The following is a 10169-nucleotide window of genomic DNA, read 5'->3' as shown; positions in this document are numbered from 1 at the left end:
CTGTACATTCTTTATGGCCAAAAGGCAGGTGCCGAGAACGGCATCCAGACCGCAGCCCTGGGCGTGATGATCGCTGCACTCTTTGTCGCCCCTATCGGCATCGCCCACGCAGGCAGCGCCCTGCTCACCCCAGCGCTACTGCCAATCGCCCTGGGGGTTGCGATATTGTCCACAGCCTTGCCCTACAGCCTTGAGATGGTTGCCCTTACGCGCATGCCAGCCAGGACCTTCGGAACTTTAATGAGTATCGAACCAGCCTTTGGCGCACTATCCGGATTACTGTTCCTGGGCGAGGTGCTGACTACAGCGCAATGGCTGGCCATCGCCGCTATTATTACCGCATCCGTAGGTGCCACCCTGTCGATGCGCAAGGAAACCCCGGCCCTGGTCGCCGCAGACTGATTTGAGAAATATTTGCATTTAAATCAGATCAGAACGTTGTGCCGCGCCGCCTGCGCCTTTAAGCTGTCATCTTACGTCAACCTTGAAGCTATCTAATTGACAAGACACGGACGCAATGGAGCATCAGGAAGACGCTACAGGCATTAGACCCGGGCGATAGGTCCGGCACGTATTAAGGACGGGAATGAAACGAATTTTGCTCATCCTGGCTATGTTGGCCATTGCTGGGTGCGCGGCGACTGCAAAAACCGAGGTCAAGCACGGCAAGAAGGGCTTGCACATCAACTGCTCAGGCCTGTCGTCGTCCTGGGACAAGTGCTATAGCAAAGCAACGATGGCCTGCGGCGAAAAAGGCTACAAAGTCATTGCTCGCTCAGGTGAAGACGATGCCGAACCTGGCGACTACCTCTTCGGGCTCAACCCCGCCGGCTACACCAGCCGCAGCATGATCGTAATCTGCAAATAACGCCCTATTCGCAAACGGCAGCCACCAGGCTGCCGTTTTCATTTTCAGAACACACCCATGCTCAGAGGGCCTGGGTACGCACCTGCAACCACTGCAGGGCGTTTCCGTCGAGCAACGGCGCCAGGCGCTCGCGTACCTGCTGGTGGTAGTCATTGAGCCAACTGCGCTCCTGCTCGCTCAACAACTCTGGCAGCAAGCAACGCGTGTCAATCGGGCAGAGCGTAAGGGTTTCAAACTCAAGGAAATCACCAAACTCGCTACGCCCCACCTCACGGTTGAACACCAGGTTCTCGATTCGCACGCCCCAGTGACCCGGCCGATAGGTGCCCGGCTCGATCGAGGTGATCATTCCGGCCTGCATCGCCGTCTGAGGTGCCGCACTGGCCTGATACGCAATGACTTGCGGCCCTTCATGCACATTCATGAAATAGCCGACCCCATGCCCGGTACCGTGGCCATAATCGACCTGATCGGCCCAGATCGGCGCGCGTGCAATAGCGTCGAGCAACGGCGAAAGAATGCCCCGCGGGAAGCGCGCCCGCGACAACGCGATCACACCTTTGAGCACCCGCGTGCAGTCCTGCTTCTGCGCAAGGCTGGGCGTACCTACCGGCACCATGCGGGTGATATCCGTAGTCCCGCCCAGGTACTGCCCACCCGAGTCGATCAGCAGCAGACCATCACCCTCGATACGCGCATGTGACGCTTCGGTTGCACGGTAGTGCGGCATGGCGCCATTGGCGTTAAAGGCCGCGATGGTCGAGAAACTCAGCGAAACGAAACCCGGGTGGCGGGCACGGGCGGCACTGAGCTGCTCATCGACAGTCAATTCAGTCACCGGCTCACGACCCAAAGTCGACTCCAGCCAGGCAAAAAACTCGCACAGCGCCGCCCCGTCCTGCTCCATTGCCCTGCGGATATGCTGCAAGTCCTGCGTGCTTTTCTGCGACTTGGCCAAGGTGGTCGGATTCGGCCCCTCGATCAGTCGCACTGCTGGCTGCAAGTGGCCGATCAAACCACGCGTGACGCGCGCGGGATCAACCAGCAAGCCGCTACCTGCCGGGATTCCGGCCAGCCCAGCCTGAATAGCGTCGTAATCACGTACCTCTATACCGTCGAGTTCCAGCACCTCGCGCAGCGGCACGTCGAGCTTGCCGGGCGCAACGAACAGGATTGCCTGGTCCTGGCTGATCAGCGCGAAGGCCACGAACACCGGGTTGTACGGGACATCACTGCCGCGCAGATTGAACAACCAGGCTATATCGTCAAGGGTCGCAATAAAGTGCCAGTCGGCGCCGCGCTCATGCATTGCCTGGCGCAACTGGGCAAGCTTCTGGCCACGCGCCACGGTCGCCTCGGGAGGCAAGTGCTGGTACACCGGGCAATTGGGCAGTTGAGGACGGTCGCTCCATACCTGATCGAGCAAATCCTGGTCGGTCAGCAGGCGTGCATGACGGGCAGCAAGGCGGTCTTCAAGCTGACGCGCCGACGCCAGCGCCATGACGGCGCCATCCACCGCCACCACGCCCGCCTCCGGGGTCTGCTCAGCCAGCCAGTCCAGCGGACCCGGGCTGCCGGGGCGCAGCTTCATCAGCTCGATGGTGCTACCGGCGAGCTCTCGCTCCGCCTGCTCCCAATAACGGCTGTCGGCCCAAAGCCCGGCAAAATCGGCGGTCACAACCAAGGTCCCCACCGAGCCCTGGAAGCCGGAGAGCCATTGCCTGCCCTGCCAATACTCCGGCAGGTACTCGGAAAGGTGCGGATCGGCCGACGGCACCAGCAAGGCGAAGATGCCTTGCTGGCCAAGCAACTGGCGAATCGCAGCCAGGCGCGTGCTCACCGCTTCCTGCGTTGAAGACTGAGTATTCATGCTGACTCCTGCCGCCACGGCATCCGATATTTTAGGCGCCGATAATGGAACAGCCTTCAATCCCCGGCAACCGTCCAGCGGGTTTGATGCTGTCCTCCGCCGATCCTTCGCAGTGAACTTCCAGGTGTTTGAGCCTTCACAACTCTTAGAGCCCTTCATGGGAAAGCCCAGCATGCCCCCAGCCGCCGAGGATGCGTACATGCCCCGCTCAACCGACCGCAAACAAGGTGTTGTGCTACTCGACACCCGCGAGCACACCCCCGAACATGAACACTGCGTGCACCTCAAACTTGCCGAGCGGCTGGCGCAGTTGCTCCAGACCCAGGTCGTGGCCCCCACCCAGCCGCCCACGGCACGCGACAACTTCTATTACCTGCCCACCGAAACCCTCATCGACCCGGCGCACTACCGGGCCATGGGTATCAGCTCCACTGCGGACTTGTTCGGTGGCCTGGTCAGCCGTCCTTACATGGCTACCAAGGCTATTTCCCATCCGTTACCTGCCAATGCCCGCTTCCCCCTCGGCTGGACCGACGACTTTGCTCGCCAGGCCAGCGACGCCTTGCTGCGCGGCTACACCGTCTTCAGCCTGGAGGACGCGACCCAGGCGGCGGCCTTGTTGCTACGCGAAGGCCCGCTGCGGATCAAACCCGTACGCGCCACGGCGGGACGAGGCCAAACGGTGGTCACTTCAATGCAGGAGGTCGAGCAAGCCTTGCAAGGCCTTGACCCGCAAGAGCTGGCCCTCTGGGGCCTGACCCTGGAGGAGAACCTGACCCAGGTGCAGACCTTCAGCGTCGGCCAGGCCCTGGTTGCCGGGATTCTGTGCAGCTACTACGGCACCCAGCAACTGACACGCGACCACGACGACGAGGAGATCTATGGCGGCTCGGACCTGGTCCTGGTGCGCGGCGACTACGACACCTTGCTGCAATTGGCGCTTGAAGATCATCTGCGTCTGGCCATCACCCAAGCCAGAACCTACGAGCAGGCAGCCATCCAGACCCTTCCCGGGTTCATGGCTTCACGCCGCAATTATGACGTCGCGCTCGGCCTGAATGACCAAGGCAAACCGCGCAGTGGCGTACTTGAGCAATCCTGGCGTATTGGCGGCGCCAGCAGTGCGGAGGTCCTGGCGCTACAGGCATTTTCCGCCGATCCCGGGCTCACACGCATCCGCGCCTCCACCCACGAAGCATTCGACACGCCAGAGCTGCCCGCCGATGCGACCATCTTCTATCAGGGGGACGACAGTGAACTCGGAAGACTCTGCAAGTACGCACGGATCCGCGACTATGACCATCCATAGTGAGACGATCGAAATCCGGGTCGGTGACGAAAGCATCGCCGGCACCATCGTCAGCCCCGGCGACAAGATACCCGGCATCCTCTTCGTTCACGGCTGGGGCGGCAGCCAGCAGCGTGACTTGGCGCGGGCCAAGCAGATCACGGGCCTGGGCTGTGTGTGCATGACCTTCGACTTGCGCGGCCATGAGAAGACCGAAAGTCAGCGCCTGAGCGTCACCCGTGAACAGAACCTGGCTGACCTGGTGGCCGCCTACGATCGCCTGGTCAGCCATCCTGCCGTCGACACCAGCGCCATCGCGGTCATCGGCAGCAGCTACGGGGGGTATCTGGCAACCCTGCTGACCGCCTTGCGCCCCGTCAAGTGGCTGGCCATGCGCGTTCCGGCGCTGTACTGGGACGATGATTGGACCCTGCCCAAGCAGGGCCTCGATCGCCAGCGCCTGACCGATTACCGCCGTCAGCCCTTGGGGCCGGCCGATAACCGTGCACTGGGTGCTTGCGCCGAGTTTGCCGGCGATGTGCTATTGGTCGAATCGGAGCAGGACGACTATGTGCCGCACAGCACACTCATGAGCTATCGCTCGGCATTCGTCAGCGCCCATTCACTGACACACCGGATCGTCGACGGCGCCGACCATGCCCTCTCCAGTGACCGCAGCCAGAAAGCCTACAGCGCTATCCTGACGGCCTGGATCAGCGAGATGGTCATCGGTGCCCGACTCGACCATTACCCGCATCACTCGCCCTGGTACTCCTGAGACAGCGGCAACGGGCAATGCAGGCCGTCCGTGGTGCTGCGCACCACGCTGCTGAGTGTCTGGAAGGCGGCGAAGTTCACACCCTTGGCCTGATGCTGGCGAATCAGCTGCAGGAACGGCTCCTGCTCGAAGCTGCTGGTCGCCGCCTCCCAGGCGTTGCGTGATTGCCATTGCAGGTACTGCAGTACACGGCTGCCATCATCGCTGGCCTGGACGCTGGCGCCCATCAGCCCCGAGTGCTTCGACGCCAACAGCTCGCTACGCTCAACCAACGCCTGAACCAGGGCGAGCTGACAGGCGGGGATGACCTCGAACTCAATCATCTGGGTAAAACACAAGCGACGCTCTGAAACCATCATGGGCATTGTCTCCCTGCCATTGAACTCGCGATGCAACGACAGGCAGGGTAAAAGCTCTAGTTAACTCAAGGTCAAGAGATAGTTGCCGGAACCCCGCCTGGATTGCCGATCAGCCCTGAACGGTTGCCAGGCGCAAGGCCAGGGCCTTGGCCTGCAAGGCAACGTCGGTTACGGCGGTACTTTCCCACCACATCCCACGCAGCGGCGGCCCCAATGCAAACAGGCGATCGCTGAAATGGCCGTCGGCATGCTGCACGGCCCCGCCAGCATCGGCGGCGATCCCGAGGGCCAATGGCCCCGGTTGAATCAAACGTCGCTGCAGCAGTTGCCTGGGCAAGGCTCTATCCACTCGCCGCCAGTCGTATTCGATGCCGCTGGAATTGATCAATGCCGCGCCAGAAATCTCCGTGATCGCCGATTGACCACGAAACCGCACGGCAATGGTCGGTGACGCGCCGGGCGCCGGTATCACGCGCTGAAGCGAAGCGGCGTGAATCCGCAAGCGTCCCTGTTGCAGCAGACGCTGCAACAGCGCCTCTCCCTGGGGCGGCGAACGATGGTGGCGACTTTCCCACCACGGACGCACATGCCGCACAAACTGCCGACGCTGGCGGTCAGTGGCCTGGCTCCAAAGCCTGGCTATATGCACCCGCACCGTGTCCAGCGGTGCCTGCCAGTCAATGCCCTGCTCTCGTGCCTGGCGGCATTCGGCGCGCAGCGCCCGCAGCAATTGCAAAGGGCTGCGCACATCGGGATCGGCAGCGAGAAAATCGTTCCAGGCCGGTGGCTGACGGCGCACCTGGGGCAACAGCCCATGCCGGGAAAACACCTCGATGGGCCCACGATGCCCCGCCACGTCGAGAGAGACCAATGCATCGACCATGGTCAGGCCGGAGCCTATGATCAGCACCCGCCCTGCCGGGTCGATGTTGCCCATGGCGGCTACATTCCAAGGATCCACAGCAGCGGCGTTGAAGCCATCGTCTTCGATCCGCGCCGTACGGGCCGCCGCGAACATGCCGGTGGCCAGCACCGCACGTGCGCCTTGCAAGGACCTGCCGTCTGCCAAGGTGACAATGACACCCTGCGCTGCCACCTCCAGGTCGACCACCTCGGCCTGCACATGCTCAAGGCAGGAGCCCTGCCGCTCCCCCCACGCCTGGGCTTCGGCCAAGCGCTGGCGCGCATAAACGCCAAACAACCCCCGCGGGGGAAACAGCTCGGCGACCGGTACATCCTGCTCGGCGGATTCGGGCCATCCGCCCGCGGCGATGTGCTGCTCCAGCCACTGGGTGAGGTCGTCGGCGTTGTCCGGGTCGACGCTCATGCGCGCAGCGTTGCCGTTAAGGGTGTGACCCAATTGGGAGGCACTGTAGGCCTCACCGCGCCCCAGCGCCTGACGCGGCTCGATGACGATCAGGCGGCGGCGCCCAGGCTGACGGAGCAATTGCGCACCCAGCAGGGCACCACTGAGACCACCGCCGATGATCAACACATCGGCGGGCGAGGGTTCGGGTTGCAGCGGCGCACTCATGGGCTTCTCCGTCTTGTTTGCCGGCAATAATAAGCAGGCGAAAGCGGAAAAAGCAGCCACACCGGTACCAAAGTAGGATCAGCCAGCACTACCTGCCATCTGGCGGCGGTAATCGCTGGGAACAACGCCGGTGACCTTGAAGAAGACTTTGCGAAATGCGCCCGGGTCCTGGTAACCCACCCCCCAGGCAATCTGATCGATGCTGCGGTTGGTGAACTCGAGCATCCGGCAGGCACGGCCAACGCGCACCTGCTGGCAGTATTCGGTGGGTTTCAACCCCGTGGCGTTGCGGAACCGGCGCAGGAAGGTACGTGATTCCAAGCCGGCACAATCGGCCATCGCGGCAAGGTTCACATCCCGCGCACCGCTGCTTTGCAGCCAGTGCTGGACCTTGAGCACCGCTTCGTCACCGTGATCCAGACGCGGCGTGAACACACTTCCCGGCCGCTGACTTCCGGCCACACGCTCCACCGCCAGAAAGCGCGCGGTCTCGGCGGCCAGCGTCTCTCCGAGATGACGCTCGATCAGCTTCAGCCCAAGGTCGGTCCAGGCCATCAGGCCGGCCGACGTGATGATGTCGCCGTCATCGAGCAGCGGCAGGTTGGCTTCTACCTTGATCTTGGGGAAACGCTCGGCCAGGGACTGGGCAAAATTCCAGTGGGTGGTGGCTGCCCGTCCATCAAGCAGGCCGCTGGCGGCGATAAAGAACACGCCCACACACACCGAGACCAGCAACACGCCACTGTCGTGCCACTGACGCAGGTCCTGGCAATAACGCTCGAGCAGTTCCGGCGAAGGCGCCTGGGTCAGGCTTGGTGGAATGATCATCACACGGGGCGCATGGGGACCCCCTGGATGGCTGTCGAAGGTCACCGCCAGCGGTCGCCCCTCGTCCTCGCTCCAGTGGGTGACACGCAAAACGGGCCGTTCCAGGGCGCCCAGGTCTTGGCGTAGTCGACTGGCCACGGCAAACAGATCGGTCAGCCCATGTACCGCTGCCAGCTGCGCGCCGGGGTAGACCAACACCCCGATCTCCACAACGTCGCACCCTTTAGCCATTGTCAGTTTTTCCCGCCAAATTGTCGTTCGCGCCAATCCGCAAGCGCACCGCTCAAGCCTATAACTATCACCTCACCGCAACCACTCCCCCTACGAGGCTTTTGCAATGAGCAAGCACGCACTGATCGTCATTGATATTCAGAATGACTACTTCCCCGGCGGCAAATGGACCCTGGATGGCGCAGAGACGGCTGCCGACAATGCCGGCAAGGTGATCGCTGCTGCACGCGCCAAGGGCGACCTGGTGGTGCATGTGCGTCATGAGTTCGAGTCCAGCGATGCCCCCTTCTTCACCCCTGGCTCCGAGGGTGCCCAGATCCATCCCAAGGCCGCCGCCCTGCCGAGCGAGCCGGTAGTGCTCAAGCACAAGGTCAACGCCTTTCTCGACACCAACCTCAAGTCGCTGCTGGACCAGCACCAGACCGATGCGGTAACGGTCATCGGCAGCATGAGCCATATGTGCATCGATGCCGCCACCCGGGCCGCCGCCGACTTCGGCTACGCCACCACAGTGATTCATGACGCCTGTGCCACCCGGGCACAGGAGTTCAACGGCGTGACCACACCGGCCAGCCAGGTCCATGCCACTTATATGGCTGCCCTGGCATTCGGTTATGCCCAAGTGGTTTCAACAGTGGATTATCTGGCGCGCGACAAGGCTTAAGCATCGCCAGGCACACTCGCTCCCACGGCTCGCGTAGGAGCGGGCTTGCCCCGCGATCAAATCACCACATTACGCACAAAACGCGTGGCAACGTCGCCCTCATTGCGATACGCGTGCACACGGTTGCTGGCATAACTGAAGAAATCACCCGTCTGGAGCTGATGACGCTGATCCTCGAAGGCCAGGGTCAGGCAGCCTTCAAACACATACAACTGCTCGCTCCAGCCATCGGCATCCGCTTCGCACTGGTAGACCTCGCCTGGCTCAAGGCGCCACTCCCATAGCTCCACCTCCCGACTGGCCACCGAACTCGCCAGCAGTACCGCCTTGCTGCCAGGATGAACGCCGGTCCAGGCAAGCTCGTTGATTCGGCTCGGGTCGCGGTTGTCTGGGGCCTGGATCAAATCGGTGAAGGCAACATCGAGCGCCTCGGCAATCCGATCCAGCGTTGTCAGGCTGACGTTCTTCTCGCCCGCCTCGATGGCCACCAGCATGCGTCGACTGACCCCGGATTTTTCTGCCAGGGCACTTTGGCTGAGCTCGGCGGCATGACGCAGGCGGCGGATGTTCTGGCTGACGTGTTGCAGCACTGAGGCGCGCTGGCTGGAATCTTTGTGCACTATATTGCTCACTGATGGGGTTTGCGCAGTATACTGCCCACTTCGCCGCAATTGTGCGTCGCTCCTCTTCCGTGTGCAAGGCCATGACCCCTACCAACACTACCGAACGCCCTTCCGTTTCCTTCCGGCTGAGCAAGGCCGAACTGGTCCTGGTGTTTATCACCATGCTCTGGGGTGGCACGTTCTTGCTGGTACACAATGTCATGACGGTGAGCGGGCCGATGTTCTTCGTCGGCCTGCGCTTCGCCTTTGCCGCCTTGTTCGTCGGCCTGGTTTCGGCCCGCGCGCTGTCGGGGCTCACTGCGACCGAGCTCAAGGCCGGTATTTTGATCGGTGTCTCGATCATGCTGGGATACGGCTTGCAAACCTATGGACTGCAAACCATCAGCAGCAGCCAGTCGGCATTCATCACCGCGCTGTACGTACCGTTCGTGCCCTTGCTGCAATGGCTGGTGCTGGGTCGCCGCCCTGGCCTGATGCCTACCCTCGGGATCGGCCTGGCCTTTTTCGGCCTGATGCTGCTGGCCGGACCTGAAGGTGGCTCGCTGCACATGAGTGCCGGCGAAATTGCCACCCTGGTCAGTGCGGTGGCCATCGCTGCGGAAATCATTCTGATCAGCCGCTACGCCGGCAAGGTCGATGTGCGCAGGGTGACCGTGGTGCAACTGGCGACCGCCTCGGTGCTGTCGTTCATGATGGTCGTCCCCACCCAGGAGCCACTGCCGGACTTTTCCTGGTTACTGCTGCTCAGCGCCCTGGGGCTGGGTGCGATGAGCGCGGTGATCCAGGTGGCGATGAACTGGGCGCAGAAATCGGTTTCACCCACCCGCGCCACCTTGATCTACGCCGGTGAGCCAGTATGGGCCGGCGTGGTCGGGCGCATTGCCGGCGAACGCCTGCCGGGCATCGCCCTGGTCGGGGGCCTGCTCATCGTGATTGCGGTGATTGTCAGTGAGCTGAAAATCAAGCGCCGGGAGCCGGAATCCGCGGCGCTCGAAAGCGCGGGGCATGAGCAGGAAGCAGGACGCTAGGCGACAAAACCGGTCTATCCTTTGAAAAAAACTGTTATAAAAAAATCGTTTAATACGCCCTAATTTTGGAGATCTAGCGCCGGTTGTATGTTGGTGAT

General features: G+C 62.2%; 11 protein-coding genes (1 of these 11 cut by a window edge). 6 read left to right on the top strand and 5 right to left on the bottom strand.

Features of this window, described 5'->3' with window-relative positions:
* Positions 1–402 carry the 3' portion of a threonine/homoserine exporter RhtA gene (rhtA, locus tag U9R80_RS09185; protein ID WP_301842737.1) on the top strand. Its footprint begins 486 nt before the window's first position, so 402 of the gene's 888 nt are visible here — the last part of the coding sequence; its start codon lies beyond the left edge, outside the window; its stop codon occupies positions 400–402.
* 184 nt (positions 403–586) lie between these two features.
* Positions 587–868 (top strand): hypothetical protein, encoded by a 282-nt coding sequence (locus U9R80_RS09180; protein WP_301842735.1) that lies wholly within the window; start codon positions 587–589, stop codon positions 866–868.
* Positions 869–929: 61 nt separating this feature from the next.
* Here U9R80_RS09180 and U9R80_RS09175 read toward each other — a convergent pair whose 3' ends face one another.
* A complete protein-coding gene (locus tag U9R80_RS09175; RefSeq protein ID WP_301842733.1) occupies positions 930–2738 on the bottom strand; it encodes an aminopeptidase P family protein in 1809 nt (602 codons plus the stop codon).
* Between the two features lie 199 nt (positions 2739–2937).
* Between U9R80_RS09175 and U9R80_RS09170 the strand changes: the two genes are divergently transcribed.
* Complete coding sequence (locus tag U9R80_RS09170) at positions 2938–4047, top strand: DUF3182 family protein (RefSeq protein ID WP_301842732.1); 1110 nt, start codon at positions 2938–2940, stop codon at positions 4045–4047.
* On the top strand, positions 4034–4804 hold the full coding sequence (locus tag U9R80_RS09165; protein ID WP_301842730.1) for an alpha/beta hydrolase family protein: 771 nt from the start codon (positions 4034–4036) through the stop codon (positions 4802–4804). The genes U9R80_RS09170 and U9R80_RS09165 overlap by 14 nt, the downstream gene beginning before the upstream one ends.
* On the opposite strand, the gene U9R80_RS09160 is transcribed toward U9R80_RS09165, so the two are convergent.
* The 3 genes from U9R80_RS09160 to U9R80_RS09150 form a co-directional block, all read right to left on the bottom strand.
* The gene (locus tag U9R80_RS09160) at positions 4783–5163 is read right to left on the bottom strand and encodes an antibiotic biosynthesis monooxygenase (protein ID WP_301842729.1); all 381 of its coding nucleotides are present in this window, start codon (positions 5161–5163) and stop codon (positions 4783–4785) included. The two genes, U9R80_RS09165 and U9R80_RS09160, sit on opposite strands and share 22 nt — an antisense overlap.
* Positions 5164–5272: 109 nt before the next feature.
* On the bottom strand, positions 5273–6697 hold the full coding sequence (locus U9R80_RS09155) for an FAD/NAD(P)-binding protein (protein ID WP_301842727.1): 1425 nt from the start codon (positions 6695–6697) through the stop codon (positions 5273–5275).
* A gap of 78 nt (positions 6698–6775) precedes the next feature.
* Positions 6776–7756: a GlxA family transcriptional regulator gene (locus U9R80_RS09150; protein WP_301842725.1), complete on the bottom strand. Its 981-nt coding sequence runs from the start codon at positions 7754–7756 to the stop codon at positions 6776–6778.
* A 106-nt stretch (positions 7757–7862) separates the two neighbouring features.
* Between U9R80_RS09150 and U9R80_RS09145 the strand changes: the two genes are divergently transcribed.
* A complete protein-coding gene (locus U9R80_RS09145) occupies positions 7863–8420 on the top strand; it encodes a cysteine hydrolase family protein (RefSeq protein ID WP_301842724.1) in 558 nt (185 codons plus the stop codon).
* Between the two features lie 56 nt (positions 8421–8476).
* On the opposite strand, the gene U9R80_RS09140 is transcribed toward U9R80_RS09145, so the two are convergent.
* Positions 8477–9040: a helix-turn-helix domain-containing protein gene (locus U9R80_RS09140; RefSeq protein WP_301842722.1), complete on the bottom strand. Its 564-nt coding sequence runs from the start codon at positions 9038–9040 to the stop codon at positions 8477–8479.
* A gap of 83 nt (positions 9041–9123) precedes the next feature.
* Between U9R80_RS09140 and U9R80_RS09135 the strand changes: the two genes are divergently transcribed.
* Positions 9124–10071 (top strand): DMT family transporter, encoded by a 948-nt coding sequence (locus U9R80_RS09135; protein WP_301842720.1) that lies wholly within the window; start codon positions 9124–9126, stop codon positions 10069–10071.
* Positions 10072–10169: the final 98 nt, after the last annotated feature.

Origin of the sequence: Pseudomonas sp. JQ170C (genome assembly GCF_035581345.1) — a bacterium.
In the GTDB taxonomy this organism is placed as follows: Bacteria; Pseudomonadota; Gammaproteobacteria; order Pseudomonadales; family Pseudomonadaceae; genus Aquipseudomonas.
The sequence above is the reverse complement of the archived record's forward strand: the minus strand, read 5'-3'. Positions and strand labels throughout refer to the sequence as shown.

Bases quoted from the DNA above. Each gene is read 5' to 3' on its own strand.
- U9R80_RS09145 (WP_301842724.1), top strand. From the start codon at position 7,863: ATGAGCAAGCACGCACTGATCGTCATTGATATTCAGAATGACTACTTC.
- U9R80_RS09165 (WP_301842730.1), top strand. From the start codon at position 4,034: ATGACCATCCATAGTGAGACGATCGAAATCCGGGTCGGTGACGAAAGC.
- U9R80_RS09160 (WP_301842729.1), bottom strand. From the start codon at position 5,163: ATGATGGTTTCAGAGCGTCGCTTGTGTTTTACCCAGATGATTGAGTTC.
- U9R80_RS09155 (WP_301842727.1), bottom strand. From the start codon at position 6,697: ATGAGTGCGCCGCTGCAACCCGAACCCTCGCCCGCCGATGTGTTGATC.
- U9R80_RS09170 (WP_301842732.1), top strand. From the start codon at position 2,938: ATGCCCCGCTCAACCGACCGCAAACAAGGTGTTGTGCTACTCGACACC.
- U9R80_RS09135 (WP_301842720.1), top strand. From the start codon at position 9,124: ATGACCCCTACCAACACTACCGAACGCCCTTCCGTTTCCTTCCGGCTG.
- U9R80_RS09180 (WP_301842735.1), top strand. From the start codon at position 587: ATGAAACGAATTTTGCTCATCCTGGCTATGTTGGCCATTGCTGGGTGC.
- U9R80_RS09175 (WP_301842733.1), bottom strand. From the start codon at position 2,738: ATGAATACTCAGTCTTCAACGCAGGAAGCGGTGAGCACGCGCCTGGCT.
- U9R80_RS09150 (WP_301842725.1), bottom strand. From the start codon at position 7,756: ATGGCTAAAGGGTGCGACGTTGTGGAGATCGGGGTGTTGGTCTACCCC.